Origin of the sequence: Polynucleobacter sp. MWH-HuK1 (assembly GCF_018881815.1) — a bacterium.
In the GTDB taxonomy this organism is placed as follows: Bacteria; Pseudomonadota; Gammaproteobacteria; order Burkholderiales; family Burkholderiaceae; genus Polynucleobacter.
In genome coordinates, this window is record NZ_JACVPP010000001.1 from 1,247,559 (window position 1) to 1,264,076 (window position 16,518).

The 16,518-nt window shown below is 45.9% G+C and carries 15 protein-coding genes; 7 read left to right on the top strand and 8 right to left on the bottom strand.

Going from position 1 to position 16,518, the window contains the following annotated elements; translation table 11 throughout:
* The first annotated feature begins 8 nt into the window (after positions 1-8).
* A complete protein-coding gene (locus ICE93_RS06485; protein ID WP_216186657.1) occupies positions 9-1,007 on the top strand; it encodes an LLM class flavin-dependent oxidoreductase in 999 nt (332 codons plus the stop codon).
* Here the strand turns inward: ICE93_RS06485 and ICE93_RS06490 are convergent.
* Positions 1,002-1,418, bottom strand: coding sequence for a putative toxin-antitoxin system toxin component, PIN family (locus ICE93_RS06490; RefSeq protein ID WP_216186660.1), 417 nt, complete (start codon positions 1,416-1,418; stop codon positions 1,002-1,004). The two genes, ICE93_RS06485 and ICE93_RS06490, sit on opposite strands and share 6 nt — an antisense overlap.
* A gap of 9 nt (positions 1,419-1,427) precedes the next feature.
* Positions 1,428-1,973: a YaeQ family protein gene (locus tag ICE93_RS06495; protein ID WP_216186662.1), complete on the bottom strand. Its 546-nt coding sequence runs from the start codon at positions 1,971-1,973 to the stop codon at positions 1,428-1,430.
* A gap of 121 nt (positions 1,974-2,094) precedes the next feature.
* On the opposite strand from ICE93_RS06495, the gene ICE93_RS06500 reads away from it, so the two are divergent.
* From ICE93_RS06500 to ICE93_RS06510, 3 genes are all read left to right on the top strand, one after another.
* Positions 2,095-3,708 carry an NAD(P)/FAD-dependent oxidoreductase gene (locus ICE93_RS06500; RefSeq protein WP_216186664.1) on the top strand — a complete coding sequence of 538 codons (1,614 nt, stop codon included), beginning with the start codon at positions 2,095-2,097 and terminating at the stop codon, positions 3,706-3,708.
* A gap of 17 nt (positions 3,709-3,725) precedes the next feature.
* A complete protein-coding gene (gene hemN, locus ICE93_RS06505) occupies positions 3,726-5,141 on the top strand; it encodes an oxygen-independent coproporphyrinogen III oxidase (protein ID WP_216186666.1) in 1,416 nt (471 codons plus the stop codon).
* 168 nt (positions 5,142-5,309) lie between these two features.
* Positions 5,310-5,948 carry an OmpW family protein gene (locus tag ICE93_RS06510; protein ID WP_216186668.1) on the top strand — a complete coding sequence of 213 codons (639 nt, stop codon included), beginning with the start codon at positions 5,310-5,312 and terminating at the stop codon, positions 5,946-5,948.
* Positions 5,949-6,011: 63 nt separating this feature from the next.
* On the opposite strand, the gene ICE93_RS06515 is transcribed toward ICE93_RS06510, so the two are convergent.
* A complete protein-coding gene (locus tag ICE93_RS06515) occupies positions 6,012-6,608 on the bottom strand; it encodes an AAA family ATPase (protein ID WP_216186670.1) in 597 nt (198 codons plus the stop codon).
* 67 nt (positions 6,609-6,675) lie between these two features.
* Here ICE93_RS06515 and ICE93_RS06520 point away from each other — a divergent pair, with 67 nt between their 5' ends.
* Positions 6,676-8,592 (top strand): ATP-binding cassette domain-containing protein, encoded by a 1,917-nt coding sequence (locus ICE93_RS06520; protein ID WP_216186672.1) that lies wholly within the window; start codon positions 6,676-6,678, stop codon positions 8,590-8,592.
* A 21-nt stretch (positions 8,593-8,613) separates the two neighbouring features.
* On the opposite strand, the gene ICE93_RS06525 is transcribed toward ICE93_RS06520, so the two are convergent.
* From ICE93_RS06525 to ICE93_RS06540, 4 genes are all read right to left on the bottom strand, one after another.
* Positions 8,614-8,916 (bottom strand): chaperone modulator CbpM, encoded by a 303-nt coding sequence (locus ICE93_RS06525; protein WP_216186674.1) that lies wholly within the window; start codon positions 8,914-8,916, stop codon positions 8,614-8,616.
* A gap of 5 nt (positions 8,917-8,921) precedes the next feature.
* Entirely contained in the window at positions 8,922-9,899 is a 978-nt protein-coding gene (locus ICE93_RS06530) for a DnaJ C-terminal domain-containing protein (protein WP_216186676.1), read from the bottom strand.
* A 61-nt stretch (positions 9,900-9,960) separates the two neighbouring features.
* Positions 9,961-11,508, bottom strand: a complete 1,548-nt coding sequence (locus ICE93_RS06535) for a UxaA family hydrolase (protein WP_216186678.1) — start codon at positions 11,506-11,508, stop codon at positions 9,961-9,963.
* Between the two features lie 54 nt (positions 11,509-11,562).
* Positions 11,563-12,264, bottom strand: a complete 702-nt coding sequence (locus ICE93_RS06540; protein ID WP_216188300.1) for a pirin family protein — start codon at positions 12,262-12,264, stop codon at positions 11,563-11,565.
* A gap of 86 nt (positions 12,265-12,350) precedes the next feature.
* Here ICE93_RS06540 and ICE93_RS06545 point away from each other — a divergent pair, with 86 nt between their 5' ends.
* Together ICE93_RS06545 and ICE93_RS06550 are read left to right on the top strand one after the other, a co-directional pair.
* Entirely contained in the window at positions 12,351-13,766 is a 1,416-nt protein-coding gene (locus ICE93_RS06545; RefSeq protein WP_216186680.1) for a TAXI family TRAP transporter solute-binding subunit, read from the top strand.
* A gap of 64 nt (positions 13,767-13,830) precedes the next feature.
* Positions 13,831-15,168, top strand: a complete 1,338-nt coding sequence (locus tag ICE93_RS06550) for a DUF3422 domain-containing protein (protein WP_216186682.1) — start codon at positions 13,831-13,833, stop codon at positions 15,166-15,168.
* Between the two features lie 67 nt (positions 15,169-15,235).
* On the opposite strand, the gene ICE93_RS06555 is transcribed toward ICE93_RS06550, so the two are convergent.
* On the bottom strand, positions 15,236-16,510 hold the full coding sequence (locus ICE93_RS06555) for an NAD(P)/FAD-dependent oxidoreductase (protein ID WP_216186684.1): 1,275 nt from the start codon (positions 16,508-16,510) through the stop codon (positions 15,236-15,238).
* Positions 16,511-16,518 lie beyond the last annotated feature (8 nt).

Consider the following 16,518-nt stretch of genomic DNA (forward strand, 5'->3'; position numbering starts at 1 on the left):
ATTTAGCGATGGCAAATTCCATCCCATACTCCATTCTAGATATATCTCCGATTCCTCAGGGCTTTACTGCCGCTGATGCGCTGCGAAACTCGCTGGATGTAGCACAACATGCGGAAAAATGGGGTTATACCCGTTACTGGGTTGCGGAGCACCACAACATGACTGGCAATGCGAGTTCAGCTACCGCGGTGCTGGTTGGCTATATCGCTGGTGGCACAAAACATATTCGTGTGGGCTCTGGTGGGGTGATGCTACCTAATCATGCCCCGCTAGTGATTGCAGAGCAATTTGGCACGCTAGAGTCTTTATATCCAGGGCGTATAGAGCTTGGTTTGGGCAGAGCGCCTGGAACCGATCAAATGACTGCCAGGGCATTACGACGAGATTTATTAGGTAGTGATGATCGCTTTCCGCAAGATGTGAGAGAGCTTCAGCATTACTTTGGCCCGCTGCAAGAAGGTCAATCAGTGAAAGCGATCCCTGGTATGAATACTAACGTGCCGATTTGGATTTTGGGATCCAGTTTGTATGGGGCCCAATTGGCTGCACACTTCGGCTTACCTTATGCCTTTGCTTCTCACTTTGCGCCTGATCAGCTACTGGAGGCAATGCAGATTTATCATGAGCTTTTTAGGCCATCAGGGCAACTAGCTAAACCTTATAGCGCTTTTGTAATGAATGTAGTGGCAGCTGATACCGATGATGAGGCTCGCTATCTATTTACTACATTGCAACAAAATGTCGTGAGAATGCGCAGGAATACCAGAGGTCAGTTGCCACCCCCAATTGCAAACATGCATGAATTTTGTGAGCCACACGAGAGAGCTGCCGCGGATCAAGCCTTACAAGTCTCGGTTGTAGGATCGCTAGAAACTGTGAAGAAGGGTATGCGTCATTGGTTAGAGGCCACTGGTGCAGATGAAATCATTTGCACGGGGCAAATATTTGATCATCAGGCTCGTCTGAAGTCATTTGAGATCGCCGCTCAGGCGGCGCAAAGCCTATAGATTGATTGCTGTGTAGTCTGCGGTAATCAGGATCTGCTCTAAAACCGCTTTATTTGCAAATCGAAGCACTTCATTGTCTTTGCTAATTAGGGTGCAGGGCTTTACGGTAAAGGCAAGATCTAAAAAAACCTGATCATCGGGATCTTGGCATAACCAAGGTGACTTCAGTAGATCGTTGTCTTCTATTAATCGAGCTAACGTGTGCCATCGATGAAAGATCTGCTCTTGCTGCGCTTGGTCTAATGAAAATAATGGACGCGAAATGACGTCTGCAAATTCTTCTAAGGTTGCTGGGGTTGCTGGAGACTCTATCTTGCCTTCGACGAGCGCTTGCTTTAAGTGCAGCGCCCTAAAGTCATTAAAGACAAATAGATCTAACAAGACATTGGTATCAAAAACTACTATCGTCATTTCTGAGATCTATTGATTGTTGCGCCAAATCTCTGGGGTAATGGTCACTTGACCCTGGTCAGATGAAATGTATGCTTCGCCATCTTGAATGTTGACATGGATGACCATACTGCGCTCAACCAATTTATTTAAATCTTCAGCCTGTTCAGCTGGAATAGAAATCACTTGCAAGTTGCGAGCGCGAGTCAATTTATTAGCAATTCCATCCCACCAGATTTTGCTCGTTTGACCGCCATAGCAATAGACAAGCACTTGATCTGCCCGACCACATGCTTTCAGAATGCGACGTTCATCGGGCTGACCAATTTCAATCCAAAGCTTAATGGCGTCAGTGAGATCTTTGATCCAAAGATCGGGCTCATCGGTGTCACTCAGGCCTTTTGTGAAGACCAGATCTTCGTGCGCCTGTAGTGCAAAAGCGATGATCCGGATCATCATCCGCTGCTCAGTTTCTGAGGGGTGCTTAGCAATGGTTAAGGAGTGACTGCCGTAATAGTGACGGTCTGAATCTGCGACATGGAGGTCGGCTTTGTGGATAGTTGCGCGTAGAGCCATATCGCATTATCGCCTTTATGTGCGATCTCCTGGCCTGACTGAGTCCATAACCAGTATTATTTGGTCTATGGCTTCTTCGGGGTCTAAAAAGGCCTTAAATCACTGTGTATCGTAAAACTCCATGATCCGTATTACTGAATTGCGTCTTCCTATTGACCATGCTCCAGAAGCTGTGGAGCAGGCGATTCTGAAACGATTGGATTTGAGTGCTAAGGACTTAATAGGTTTTGAGGTTTTTAAGCGAAGTTACGATGCCCGTAAAAACCTTGCCTTATCTTTCATCTACACCGTAGATTTATCCGTTAAGAAAGAAGATGTGCTGCTGAAAAAATTTGCAGGTGATATTCATATTAGACCATCTCCAGATATGAGTTACCACTTTGTGGCCAAAGCGCCTGAATCCATCGAATCGGGAAAAGTGCTGCGCCCAGTAGTAATCGGTTTTGGCCCCTGCGGAATTTTTGCTGCCCTAGTGCTGGCACAAATGGGCTTTAAGCCAATTGTTTTGGAGCGCGGTAAAAAAGTGCGCGAACGCACTCAAGATACTTGGGGCCTATGGCGCAAAAATACACTGAATCCAGAATCGAATGTTCAGTTTGGCGAGGGCGGAGCTGGTACATTTTCGGATGGCAAGTTGTATAGCCAGATTAAGGATCCTAAGTTTTATGGACGCAAAGTCATTCATGAGTTTGTGAAGGCCGGAGCCCCTGAAGAAATTACTTATGTAGCCAAGCCTCACATCGGCACCTTCCGCCTAGTTGGCGTAGTGGAGAAGATGCGCCAAGAAATTATTGAGCTAGGCGGCGAGATACGATTTACTCAAAAGGTGATTGGCTTTGACATTCAGAATGAGCAAATCACCGGGGTCAAGATTGAGGGGCAACCTGATTTGCCAGCGAGCCACGTGATTTTGGCTTTAGGACATAGCGCGCGCGATACTTTTGAGGCATTGCATCATGCTGGTGTCTATATGGAAGCCAAGCCATTCTCAGTAGGCTTTCGCATTGAGCATCCGCAGTCAATGATTGATAGGGCGCGCCTCGGTCCTCATGCGGGTAATGAGCTGATTGGTGCCGCGGACTATAAGTTGGTTCATCACGCTAAAAATGGCCGCTCGGTCTACAGCTTCTGTATGTGCCCAGGCGGAACAGTTGTTGCTGCAACATCAGAGCCAAATAGGGTCGTCACCAATGGCATGAGCCAATACTCGCGCAATGAACGCAATGCCAATGCCGGCATCGTAGTAGGCATTACTCCGGATGATTATCCAGGTGGTCCACTGGCAGGTATTGAGTTTCAGAGGGCAATCGAGTCTAAGGCCTTTGAATTGGGTGGTGGTACGTATGAGGCCCCCGGTCAGTTGATCGGTGATTTTTTAGAGGGCAAAGCTTCTACTGACTTCGGCAGTGTTTTGCCATCCTACAAGCCTGGTGTTCATCTAACGGATCTTGCTGATAGTTTGCCTGCTTATGCTATTGAGGCTATTCGAGAGGCGATACCGGCATTTGAGAAACAAATCAAAGGCTTCTCAATGAAGGATGCTGTATTGACTGGAGTCGAGACGCGCACTTCCTCTCCTTTGCGAATTACACGCGGCGCCAACTATCAAAGCCTCAACATCAAGGGACTGTACCCAGCAGGCGAGGGCGCAGGTTATGCGGGGGGAATCTTGTCTGCAGGTGTCGATGGGATTAAAGTAGCGGAAGCAGTAGCACTAGACTATTTGTCAAAGTAACTCCATATAAGCCCTCCATGACCTCTGTAACAAATTCATCTTCAGCCCAAGAGAAAGAAGTTTTATTTCATCCTGAGCTGTTGAAAAAATTTGATATCAATGGACCTCGCTATACGTCTTATCCCAGCGCTGATCGCTTTCATAATAAATTCTCCGAGGCCGATTATTTAGGCGCACTAGAGCGGGTGGCAAAAGCGAATGATCCACTTTCTCTTTATTTCCATCTGCCGTTCTGCCCCAATATCTGTTACTACTGTGGTTGTAACAAAATTATTACCAAAGATCATGGGCGCAGTGCTAAGTACATTAAGTACCTCGCTAAAGAAATGGTTATGGTTACTAAAGCCATGTGCGCCCACAGAAAGATCCCAATCACGCAATTACATTGGGGTGGCGGAACACCTACGTTTCTCTCACATGAAGAGATGATTGAGTTGATGCAGCACACCCGAGAGCATTTTGAGTTATTGCCTGGCGGCGAATATTCTATAGAGATTGATCCTAGGCGTGTTACTGAAAAAGACATTGCACTTTTGGCTGAGTTAGGCTTTAACCGCATTAGTTTGGGTGTGCAGGATTTCAACTTAGCAGTACAAGAAGCGGTGCACCGAATACAAACAACCGAAGAAACTCAAGCTGTCATCGATTGGTCCAGAAAGTATGGATTTAAATCGCGCAGTGTGGATTTAATCTACGGCCTTCCTAAGCAAACACCAGCAACCTTTAAAGAAACCGTAGATGCAGTATTGGCCATGAATCCCGATCGCTTATCAGTCTATAACTATGCGCATCTGCCGCATATATTTAAACCTCAGCGTCGAATAGCTGAAGCTGACTTACCTCCAGCAGCTGATAAGTTGGATATTCTATCCAACACTATTGAGCGTCTGGGTGAGGCTGGCTACGTCTTTATTGGGATGGATCATTTTGCTAAGCCTGATGATGAACTTGCGATCGCTCAAATAGAGGGCAAGCTTCATCGGAATTTTCAGGGCTACTCTACACAGGCAGAGTGCGATCTATTGGCTTTTGGTATCTCTTCTATTGGCAAGGTAGATGATTGCTATTCGCAAAATGTACGAACCTTAGATGAATACTACAAGGTTCTAGATCATGGGCATCTTCCAGTACTGCGCGGTTTAAGACTTGATCAAGATGACTTGTTGCGTCGTGAGTTAATTGGCGAACTTATGTGTCAATTTGCGTTGGATACAAAGTCCTTTGCTAAATCACACCAGATTGATTTTCAAGCTTACTTTAAGGCTGAGATTGAAGAACTAAAACATCTAGGTGAGGCCGGCCTTCTGAATTGGGAAGGCGAAACGATCATGGTTCCCACAAAAGGGCGGCTATTAGCTAGACGAGTCGCCATGACTTTTGACCGGCACCTTAGAGAATCTCAGGCAAAGGGAACTTACTCCAAAGTTTTATAGGGCAATTCACTAGCTATTTGATCTAGATCAAATAAGCACTAAAACAGTGTTGCTTTTTAGCAATTCAAAAATTCACAAGCTCTTTTCATTTGATTTGCATCAAATTCTCACATTGGTATCAATTCGAAAATAGTTTCATCGAAATTGATAACAAAAAGGGAAACCATCATGCGTATTAAGTCACTCGTAGCAGCAATGGCTGCAGTAACATCTTTAGCCCCAATCGCGGCCCAAGCTCAAGCACAAGAGAATCCTTGGATGGTGCGCGTACGTGCTGTGGACGTTCTATTTCAGAATGGACAGTCATCTACTGTTCAAGATTTGGATGTAAAGGCTCAAAATCGTTGGATCCCAGAATTTGACGTTTCATATTTCTTTACTAAAAATATCGCTGCTGAGTTGGTTTTAACTTGGCCGCAACAGGTAAATATTTACGGTAATCTAGGTGCTGGCCAACAGAATATTGGTAAGGTCACTGCGTTGCCGCCATCTTTATTGGCTCAATACCACTTTACTGATTTAGGTGCTTTCAAGCCCTACGTTGGTCTTGGTGTTAACTACACCATCTTTGGTAATCGCCAAAATTTCCCAGCTTTAGGAAATGCTGTGCAAGTTGATAATTCCAGCGTTGGTGTAGTTGGTCAAGTTGGCATGGACTACATGTTTGATAAAAACTGGGGTTTAAACTTGGACGTTAAATACGCAACAATGAGCACAAATGTAACTACAGTTCAAGGCGGAACAAATCTTGGTAAGTTGACATTGAATCCATGGATGCCTGCTGTAGGTGTGACTTACAAGTTCTAAGAATTCAGTTCTTAGGTCTTGAGATAGGGCTCCTTAGGAGCCCTATTTTTTGCCTTTTTTCTTTTATCTCACTAGATCATCGATGAGTTTCTCAAAAGATACTTCATTGAAAGCAGAGTTATCGAATCGATGCAATAAGGCGTGCGTAGGTGGCTCAGTTCTGCGGATTACGTATTGATCCCAGTGGGCTAGCTTCCACTCATCTCGAGGGTCTGCACGTTTCCTCATACGTTTTTTGGCTTCAGACACATCTAAATCAATCCAAGCAATCTGTATGGTGGTTTGCGGAGGCACGCCTAGGGCTTGTGCATCAAACATTAGGCCGCTCTGAATCTCTCTCGAGAATGGCCCTACCAGAATGACATTTACACCAAGAAGTAAATTTTCCTTTGCGATATCAATGAGCCCCTGATATTCCCAATCGCGGAGATTTTCAAGATAGAAGGGACTATCCCGATCATTTGGGTTTTGTGTGGTAAGTTCCATCACATGAGCACTAAAAGCACCATAGACAGTGTCTTTGTCGAGAAAGAAAAAATCCTCCCCGGTTTTCTCAATAATCAAAGGCAATGCTTGTTTTGCTAAAGTAGACTTGCCTGTGCCTGCATGACCAGCGAATAGGATGAGGCGGGGCGCAGAAGGGGTTAATTTGCAGACCATATAGAGATAGTCTCGCAGAAATTTAGCAAAATATCTCGTCTTTTGGGGAAGTGACGATAATGTCGCCATGGCTTTAATCGTACTTACTGATGCAAAACTGGCTTTTGGCCACGTTGACCTCCTCGCAAATACTGCTTTTTCACTGGAATCCGGTGAGCGTGTTGGCTTAATTGGCCGTAATGGCACCGGCAAATCTTCTTTATTGAAGATCTTGGCTGGCATCGAAAAAATGGATGACGGCCTTCTGCAGTACCAACAGGGGCTACGCATTGCTTACGTTCCTCAGGAGCCAATTTTTGAGGCTGAGGAAACCGTTTTTGATGCGGTATCTAAGGGTGTGGCGCAAGCGAAAGCTTTGCGCGAAGAATATGAGGCGCTTAGCATCGGTGAGTGGGATGATGCTTCCCATCTCCGCCTAGATGAAGTGCAATCCCAATTGGAAGCTTTAAGTGGGTGGAACTGGGAACAGCGTGTTCACGAAACCTTAGATCGCCTACATCTAGAAGCAGATCTAAAAATCAATACACTTTCTGGTGGGACCAAAAAGCGGGTAGCTTTGGCACGTGCTTTGGTAGAGGTGCCTGACGTACTCTTGCTAGATGAACCAACCAACCATTTGGATTTAGATTCTATCGCTTGGTTAGAAGAGTTGCTTAAGGAATATCAAGGCTCAGTTATTTTGATTACTCATGATCGCGCCTTTTTGGATAACGTTTGCACACAAATTGTTGAGCTTGATCGCGGTATTTTGCGCAGCTATCCCGGCAACTTTACGCAATATGAAGTATTAAAAGAGCAGGAGCTTAATGCAGAGTCTTTAGCTAATGCTCGGGCAGATAAATTGTTGGCCCAAGAAGAGGTTTGGATTCGCAAAGGGGTTGAGGCACGTCGGACGCGCAGTGTGGCTCGTATCGCTCGCTTAGAAAAGTTACGTGCTAGCCGTGCTGAACGCAGAGATGCTATGGGGCAGGTGAAGTTAGCAGTTTCTTCGGGAGACCGTAGCGGCAAGATTGTGGCGGATCTGCAAAACGTCAGCAAGTCTTATGACCGTCCGATTGTGAAGGATTTTACAGCTACGATTTTGCGTGGCGATAAGGTTGGTCTATTAGGTCCTAATGGCGCTGGTAAGACAACCTTGCTCAAGTTGATTTTGGGTGCCATTGCACCAGACTCAGGTACTGCAACGATGGGCACCCGAATTGAGGTTGCCTACTTTGATCAAATGCGTGAAGGGCTGGATCTCAATGCTTCATTGGAAGATTACATTAGCCCAGGTAGTGAGTGGATAGAAATCAATGGCAACAAAAAACACGTTAAGAGTTATCTGAGTGATTTCTTATTCGCACCCGAGAGAACCAATTCACCGGTAAGCACCTTGTCTGGTGGTGAGCGTAACCGTTTGCTACTCGCTAGACTTTTTGCAAGACCAGCTAACGTGCTGGTATTGGATGAGCCGACCAACGACTTAGATATCGATACTCTGGATTTGCTTGAGCAGCTCTTGCAAGATTACAAAGGTACCGTTTTTCTGGTCAGCCACGATCGTTACTTCTTGGATAATGTAGTAACAAGCATCATTGCAAATGAGGGTGGCGGCTTCTGGCGTGAATATGAAGGCGGCTATGAAGACTGGAAGATTCAAAAGGCGCGTTCAGACAAGATCCGCGCTGCTAACGCTACCTCTAAATCAGTAGAAAAGTCAGAGGTAAAGGCTGAATTAAAGCCAGAAGCTAAGCCAACCACCAAAAGTGGTGTTCAAAAGCTCAATGGTAAAGAGCGCCAAGAGTTAGAAGCCTTGCCATTGCAGATCGAAGCACTAGAAACTGAGCAAGCAGATATTGGAATTGCGATGAGCAATTCGGATTTGTATAAGAATGAGCCTGAGCTAGCAGCGAGCATGCAGGCGCGTCTGAGTGAAATTACTGCCGATTTAGATCAAAAGTTACAGCGTTGGGAGCTACTCTTAAGTCGCTCTGAATCCTAAGTTGTTACGAGCTTAATTGCATTACTTTAAACGCGTGCGCAGCTGGGCAATTTCATCAAGCAGATCGAGTGCTAGTGCAACCCCAGGCACATTCAGCTCAAGATCGTGCGTGAGGTGAGCTGCAGTTTTGGCTCTTCTTAATGAGTCACCACTAAAGCGCCAATCTTCAGGCGAAGATCCTGCTGGGCTTAGTACGCCCTCAGAAACCCAAGTCATGATGAGATCTTCTGGTGTGCGTGAGGCATGCGAAAGCTCAACAATCGTCATATGAACTTCGTTCTCAACAACTTCGCCTTCAATCCAAGTGATATTTGTTTGTGTCATATCCATCATCCCTTCAAGTGAGATCTAGGGTTGAAATCAAAAGCCTTCTCAAAGTTTTGATAGGCTTCTTTTTGAGCATCAGTTTGTGCTGGCGGCAGCGCTATCGTAGGTACTACATATAAATCGCCTGGTTCTGAGCTGGGAATACCTTTACCTTTGAGGCGCATTTTGCGACCTGCCACTGTTCCTGCTGGGATCTTTAATTCTAGAGTGCTGCCTGCTGGAGTGGGCACATTGACTGTCGTACCTAATGCTGCTTCCCATGGCGCCAAAGGAATATCAATAAAGACATCCTTACCCTCTACACGATAGATGGGGTTTGGATGAAAGTCGATTTCTAAATAGAGATCACCAGCAGGGCCTTCGCCCATGCCGGGACCGCCTTGCCCAGAAAGGCGCAGATTTTGTCCGGCTTTAATACCTTTAGGAATGCTGACGTCTAGCTTGCGCTCTTGTGTGCTGACATGGCCACTCGCATCTTGTGTGGGCATATGCAAGGCAATAGTGCGTTTGGCCCCATTATAGGCGTCTGCAAGATCGATCAGGATTTTAGCGTGGTGATCCTGTCCTTTGAAGTTCATTCCCTGACGGCCGCTGCCGCGACCGCCTTGACGATGTTTGCCTCTGCCAAAAAGAGATTCAAAGAATTCGCTTTGATCACCCTCAAAGCCCCCGCCATAACCTGGATGACCACCACCAAAGCCAGCATCAGAAAATTCAAAACCTTCATTCCAATTGGGGGGAGGTGTGAAGTCTTGGCCGTTCTTCCAGTTTTCGCCAAAGCGATCATAGGCTGCACGCTTTTCAGTGTCTTTTAAAACAGCATACGCTTCACCGATTTGCTTGAACTGTTCTTCAGCACCAGCTTCTTTGTTGACGTCCGGATGGTATTTGCGCGCTAATTTGCGATAGGCTGATTTGATTTCAGCCTCAGTGGCGCTGCGAGCAACGCCGAGAGTTTCGTAGTAATCCTTAAATTTCATAAGCCTGTTTCAGTGTCGTTTCTATCTGGGTTGAGCTAATAGGATTAATTCTACAGTTCTCTTAGCTCATTACCCCAATTTGCCAGGGGACAAATTCATAGTCGCCTAAACCGAGTAGCTCACTCTTAGAGGCTTCGCCAGAGGCGGTCCTGAGAAATAGGTCAAATATACGTTGCCCCATTTCTTGGACGGTTACAGTACCGTCCAAAATTTCCCCGCAATTAATGTCCATATCTTCAGTAAGGCGTTGATACATAGGGGTATTGGTGGCTAATTTGATGCAGGGAGCTGGCTTAGAGCCGAACATAGAGCCTCGACCCGTAGTGAAGGCAATTAGATTAGCACCTCCAGCTATTTGCCCAGTGGCGGATACTGGATCAAATCCGGGGGTGTCCATAAATACGAAACCTTTGGCTGTGACTGGCTCAGCATACTTATAGACTTCCATCAGTGGGCCCGTACCGCCTTTCATGGAGGAGCCTAGTGACTTTTCGAAGATGTTGGCTAGCCCACCGATTTGATTGCCAGGACTTACTTGTCCATTAATTTGTACATCCCTACCAACGGAGTATTCGTCTTTCCACCAGCGAATACGTCGAATGAGTTTTTCGCCAACTGCTTTACTTGCTGCACGACGGGTGAGGGTGTGCTCTACACCGTAAATCTCGGGCGTCTCTGAAAGAATACCGGTTCCGCCGTGACGCGACAAAATATCAATGGCTGCACCTAAGGCTGGATTAGCCGTAATGGAAGAGAAGCCATCCGATCCGCCACATTGCAGGCCAACACATAAATGGCTTGCTGAAACGGTTTCACGCTTAGCCTTATTTGCTTCAGGTAGCAATGCTTTGACTGCTTCAATACCGGCTTCGATTGTTTTACGTGTGCCGCCTGTTTCTTGCATGATGAAGGTATGCAAGTTAGCATTCGCCGTGAGGTCTTCTTGCTCCATCAGGCCCTTGAGCTGATTGCGCTCACAGCCAAGACCTACAATGAGCGCGGCAGCCAGGTTAGGGTGCCGCGCATAGCCGGCCATCGTGCGGCGTAGTAACTCCATGGGTTCACCACTCATCTCCATACCACAGCCAATGTCGTGACTGAATGCCACCACGCCATCTACATTAGGAAAATCTTTGAGTCGCTCCGGCGTAAACCAATCTGCAATCTTATTCACAACTGTTGCAGAGCAATTTACGGTAGAAAGGATGCCAATAAAGTTGCGCGTTCCTACTTTGCCATTTGATCTGACATAGCCTTGGAAGGTAGCACGTTCAGATTCTGGCAATAAGGATGTGGGCTTGTATTCGCTTGCATATGCATAGTCACGATCAAACTCACGAAACTCAGTATTGTGGCTATGGACCATTGTGCCAGCTTCAATATCGGTATTGGCAAACCCTACGGTAACGTTGTATTTGAGGATGGGTTCGCCTTTTAATATTTTCTTAGATGCGATTTTGTAACCTGCGGGCACTTGACTGCGGCTCGTGAAATCCTCGCTTGGAACTTCAGTGCCAATCCCAATATCTACTCGTGCAACCACAATATTGTCATTGGGGTGTAAGCGAATAATTGGGCCAGCAAGTTTTTTTCCAGAGGTTTCAATCATAATCTTATGGCTTTTTAGGTATTGAGGTAATCGTATATCTTGCAGGCCAAATATTTAATGACTCAAGTCAAATATCAACACTTCTGCATCAACACCATCGCTGATCACGAGCGAGGGCTCGTCTTCAATAAACAGGGCATCGCCGCCGACTAACTGTTGACCGTTAATGGTGAGTGTTCCGCGAATGAGATGGGCATAAGCCTTTCTCTTGGGGGCTAGATTTAGCATTGCTGATTGAGGGCCATTGAAAAGTCCGGCATAAACCTTCGCATCTGCATGAATTTTTACGGCGCCATCATTTCCGGATGGGGAGGCGATGATGCGTAGCTTCCCATCTTTCTCAATTACCGGAATGGTTTTTTGTTCGTAGCTAGGCTCAATCTCAGCAACATTAGGCTCTATCCAGATTTGTAGGAAATGGGTGGTTTGGTCTTTGGCGTGATTGAACTCGCTATGAGTCACGCCACTACCCGCGCTCATGCGCTGTACATCACCCGGGGGGATGGATTCGATATTTCCCATACTGTCTTGATGCGCTAACTCACCAGAGAGAACATAGCTAATAATTTCCATATTGCGATGCCCATGCTTGCCAAAGCCCATTCCGGCTGCAATGCGATCCTCATTAATTACGCGCAAGTTTCCCCAGCCCATAAATTGCGGGTCGTGGTAGCCGGCAAATGAAAAGGAATGACAGCTTTTTAGCCAGCCATGGTCGGCATAGCCACGATCTTGGGATTTTCTGAGATTCATCATGGTTTTAGGGCGTCCAAAAGCAAATTGAAAAAATCTGAATAAGATCATTATCATTAGCTTTAGTAAATTTTGCAGATCGGTAGCGCATGGGAAGTTTCAAACAAGACATTCAAGAGACATTCTTAGGTCTTTCTGAGAGCGCTCAGGAGAAGTGGGGCGACTTTACCCAATTTTTACAAGAGACCTGGCCCCTGCTGATTATTTTGCTTGCGATCTTGATGGGTGTATGGCTGTATGCCGATCCTCCACCTCCGAGGCATGTGCTCATGGCTACTGGAGCTTCAGGCGGCTCTTATGAGGCCCTTGGTAAAAAGTATGCGGATTTTTTTGCCAAAAAAGGAGTAACTCTTGAGTTGGTGCCAACTTTTGGCGCCCAGGAAAATATTGATCGCTTAGCCGATCGTAATGACCCTGTTCAAGCCGCCTTCGTGCAGGCAGGCGTTGCTCATACCAAGGAGGTCAAAGGAATTCAATCGCTAGGTGCAATCGCTTACGATCCAATCTGGTTTTTTTATCGTGGACCAGAGGTGAAGAATAGTGACCTAGAGGAACGTAAAGGACACTTTAAATATTTCTCCTCTAAGACTATATCTATAGGTATCAAGGGAAGTGGAACCCATGCACAAGCCCAAAAGATTCTGAAGATCTCAGGTTTTGAGCATCTTCCGCAGTTTGTATACCTCTCTGGCAGTGATGCTGTAAAGGCTCTGCAAGCAGAGAAAATTGACGGCGCTTTTATCGTGGATGCTTATGATGCGCCCAATGTTCAGACTCTTTTGAATGATCCGGCTTTGCATGTTGTTGCATTTAAGCGTGCTGAGGCCTATAACAAAATTCTGCCCTATCTTCATATTTTGGATGTGCCTCAGGGATCTTTTGATTTGGCGCGCAACTTTCCCCCGTCTGATACAAAGCTGCTTGCCACTACGACAAATCTCCTGATTGATGATCGCATGCATCCAGCAATTCAATTTCTGTTTTTAGAAGCGGCAAGAGAAATTAATGGACAAGAATCTTTCTTTGCTAAACGTGGAGAGTTTCCATCATTCAAAGATTCCATGTTGCCTGAAAGCCCTGTTGCGGTACATTTTGAAAAAAATAATTACCCATTGCTGGCCGCCTATTTCCCTTTTTGGATTGCTGAGCTGCTTAATCGCCTTGTTTTTGTCTTGCTGCCTTTTTGTGTTTTGGCTTACCCACTTTTGCAGGCGCTTCCGGGATATCGTGCTAAGCGAATGCAAAACAAGATTACTCGTTTATATGGTTCTCTTAAAGATCTGGAGCAAGAATTATTGGATGGCTTTGATGATGAGCAGCGTGAAGAGTATTTAAAAAGGCTTAATTTGCTCGAGTATCAGGCGCTCAGAATCAAGATATCCAAACGGATGTCTAGCGATTACTACGCCTTACGAACAAGCATTGACTATGTGCGCAATTGCTTGAACAGGGGTGAGCATCCCTACGGTTATGAGGATTTAGACATTAATAAGGAACCTATTTAGATGTATCGATGGGTTTCAATATGGCTTAGGTATATGATCTAAATAAATAAAAATTACAAAATCTATGAGACCATACGATCACCCCTCAAGAGCGCTGTTACATGAAGAGGTTCATGCTCGACCTCCTATTCCATTGTGGCCGAATGAGAGGGTAATATCCCAATCCTTCTTATTGGATCCTGCGACACGTCAGCAGCAGATTGCTTGGGTACAAAAGCTAAGCCATGCTTTAGGTTGCGTCCCCAAGCGAGATGATCACTCATTTATGACGCTACATTTGGCGCCAGAACCGGAAAGAGTTTTAGTGAAATGGGAGTTGCATGGTGAATTCGCAACTATTGCAGTTATTGTCCACAATAAGACTAAGGTCAAGGAACCTTTGCTCAAGTCGAGATTAGAGATTGAGCGTGATCTTGATTTGCTATTTACAAACTTGGGATGCCCGACTATTTCCGAGGCTGGCGGGCAAAGAATTTCTGCCTTAGATTTAGTGTTTGAGCATCGCCCTTTATTTGCTGAGGCTTTAGAAGTTTCTGAAATATTTAGTGGCAACACTGTACTTGGCAGTTTTATTCTCTCAGGTAAAAAAGCACAGCTGTGGACCGACTTGCAGCTTGATGAAGATGGCTTTATTTCTTTCTATATTCCGCATGATGTATTGGGATCCAGACAACTGGGCCGAATAGCTAGAGGTTTAGCAGAGGCCGAAACTTACCGCATGGTTGCTATGGTCTCGTTTCCGGTGGCCAAAAGCCTTTCGCTGCCTTTAAGAGAGGCGGAGTCGGAGTTAGCTGCGGTATCTGAAAAAATTTCCAAATTACAAGCAGAGTCGGGCGTAAATACCGAGAAAGACGGCATATTTCTTGAAGAACTCTCACGACTCGCCTCGCGTATTGAGCAATGGATCTCGGGATATGGTCTGCGCTTTACCGCTGCTGAAGCTTACAGCCAACTGCTTTCCAAAAATCTGCTTGAGTTAAATGAGACATCCATTCCTGGGGTACAAACTTTATCTGAGTTTATGGATCGACGTTTTCAGCCTGCCATGGGAACCTGTATTTGGACTCAAAGACGTTTACGTGAATTATCTGACCGTATATCTAGAACAACCCAAACCCTGAGAACCCGAATTGAATTTGTAAATGAGCAGCAAACGCAAAAATTACTAGCCAGCATGGATCAGCGCGCAAGACTGCAACTTAGACTTCAAGAAACGGTGGAAAGTTTGTCGGTGTTGGTGCTAACGTATTACGCAGTTGGTTTATTGGCGTATATCGTCAAGGGTGGTAAAGAGGCTGGCCTCGCCATACATCCTGAGATTATTGCTGCCATAGCCGCCCCAATTATCGCTATTACTTTCTTGGTGATTAGTCGGCGCAGACGGCGCAAGCAAAAGGCTTAATTGACACATGAAATAAAAAAGAGGCCCGAAGGTCTCTTTTTTATTAGCAGCGAATGCATTAAAGGTATTAACCCAAGCTATCAGCCCAGATATTATGAGCCCAGCCCCATGCGTAGACTCCCTCAAGGGTGGATGGAGCAGGCGATAGACCGCCAGATCCAGGAACCGTTTTAAAAGTCTTTTCTGCCGCGTTGTATTGGTGAACGCTGGCCACATGAACAACTTCTTTGGAATTAACAAAGCTATAGCAAGTATTAGTTAATACTGGCGCTGGATTCACTTCCCAACCACTGAGTTCTGCAACAATCGCTGCTGCAGCCACTTTCGCATGTTGATTGGCCATGTGCCCAGACTTGGGCATTAATGGCGCAATTTGAATGGCATCACCTAGTACGTGAATATCTTTACGTGCAGTCGATTCAAAATTGAGGAAGTTCACATTTACCCAGCGACCATTAGAGTTTGCTAAACCAGTTTTGATAGCAATTTCACCAGCAGCCATTTGCGGTAAGACATTGAGAACATCCGCCTTCACATCATCCTCAACTTCGAGTTTGAGGGTTTTGGTTTTAGCATCTACGCCCACCACATTGCTCTTTGGTCGGTACTCGATAATTCCAGCATACTGCTCAGCCCAAACTTTCTTGAACAAGCCTCCCTTAGAGGTGACATCTTGGTTTGCATCCAGGATTAGCACCTTGCCGCGAGGATTATTTTGCTTCAGATAGTTGGCAACTTGGCAGGCGCGCTCGTATGGTCCTGGAGGGCAGCGATATGGGGCTTCTGGAATACTGATCACAAAAGTACCGCCTTCACGCATCGCAGCTATTTGCTTATGTAGTGCAACGGTTTCTGGCCCAGCCTTCCAGGCTTGCAGAGTAACGCCATCTTTGTTAGCTTGTGCTAGACCTTCAATGCTCTTGAAGTTCAGTGATACACCTGGAGAAACAACGGCTTTGTCGTAGCGCAAGGTCTTGCCAGATGCTAGCGTTACGGTTTTCTTGTCGGGGTCAATGCTGCTGACGCTATCTTGAATAATCTTAATGCCATGACGTTTGCTGAGTGTGTCATATGGTGAAGTGATTTCCGCTAGAGTGCGTGAACCACCAATCACTAGATTGGACATTGGGCAAGAGATGAAAGAGGTATTGGGCTCGATCAAAGTAACCCTGGCTGTGTTGTTGGAAAACAAGCGCAGATATTTTGCGGCAGTAGCACCGCCATATCCGCCACCAATCACCACAATTTCTGCTTTTTGTAAGTTAGCTTGCGCTTGACCAGAGAAGCCAGCTAGTAAGCCAATTGCTGCGGCACCTTGGCCAATAAAGTGTCTACGATCCATGATGGGCT

Excerpts from the sequence above, each read along its gene's own strand:
- ICE93_RS06485 (WP_216186657.1), top strand. The coding sequence starts at position 9 with ATGGCAAATTCCATCCCATACTCCATTCTAGATATATCTCCGATTCCT.
- ICE93_RS06490 (WP_216186660.1), bottom strand. The coding sequence starts at position 1,418 with ATGACGATAGTAGTTTTTGATACCAATGTCTTGTTAGATCTATTTGTC.
- ICE93_RS06495 (WP_216186662.1), bottom strand. The coding sequence starts at position 1,973 with ATGGCTCTACGCGCAACTATCCACAAAGCCGACCTCCATGTCGCAGAT.
- ICE93_RS06500 (WP_216186664.1), top strand. The coding sequence starts at position 2,095 with ATGATCCGTATTACTGAATTGCGTCTTCCTATTGACCATGCTCCAGAA.
- hemN (WP_216186666.1), top strand. The coding sequence starts at position 3,726 with ATGACCTCTGTAACAAATTCATCTTCAGCCCAAGAGAAAGAAGTTTTA.
- ICE93_RS06510 (WP_216186668.1), top strand. The coding sequence starts at position 5,310 with ATGCGTATTAAGTCACTCGTAGCAGCAATGGCTGCAGTAACATCTTTA.
- ICE93_RS06515 (WP_216186670.1), bottom strand. The coding sequence starts at position 6,608 with ATGGTCTGCAAATTAACCCCTTCTGCGCCCCGCCTCATCCTATTCGCT.
- ICE93_RS06520 (WP_216186672.1), top strand. The coding sequence starts at position 6,676 with ATGGCTTTAATCGTACTTACTGATGCAAAACTGGCTTTTGGCCACGTT.
- ICE93_RS06525 (WP_216186674.1), bottom strand. The coding sequence starts at position 8,916 with ATGACACAAACAAATATCACTTGGATTGAAGGCGAAGTTGTTGAGAAC.
- ICE93_RS06530 (WP_216186676.1), bottom strand. The coding sequence starts at position 9,899 with ATGAAATTTAAGGATTACTACGAAACTCTCGGCGTTGCTCGCAGCGCC.
- ICE93_RS06535 (WP_216186678.1), bottom strand. The coding sequence starts at position 11,508 with ATGATTGAAACCTCTGGAAAAAAACTTGCTGGCCCAATTATTCGCTTA.
- ICE93_RS06540 (WP_216188300.1), bottom strand. The coding sequence starts at position 12,264 with ATGATGAATCTCAGAAAATCCCAAGATCGTGGCTATGCCGACCATGGC.
- ICE93_RS06545 (WP_216186680.1), top strand. The coding sequence starts at position 12,351 with ATGGGAAGTTTCAAACAAGACATTCAAGAGACATTCTTAGGTCTTTCT.
- ICE93_RS06550 (WP_216186682.1), top strand. The coding sequence starts at position 13,831 with ATGAGACCATACGATCACCCCTCAAGAGCGCTGTTACATGAAGAGGTT.
- ICE93_RS06555 (WP_216186684.1), bottom strand. The coding sequence starts at position 16,510 with ATGGATCGTAGACACTTTATTGGCCAAGGTGCCGCAGCAATTGGCTTA.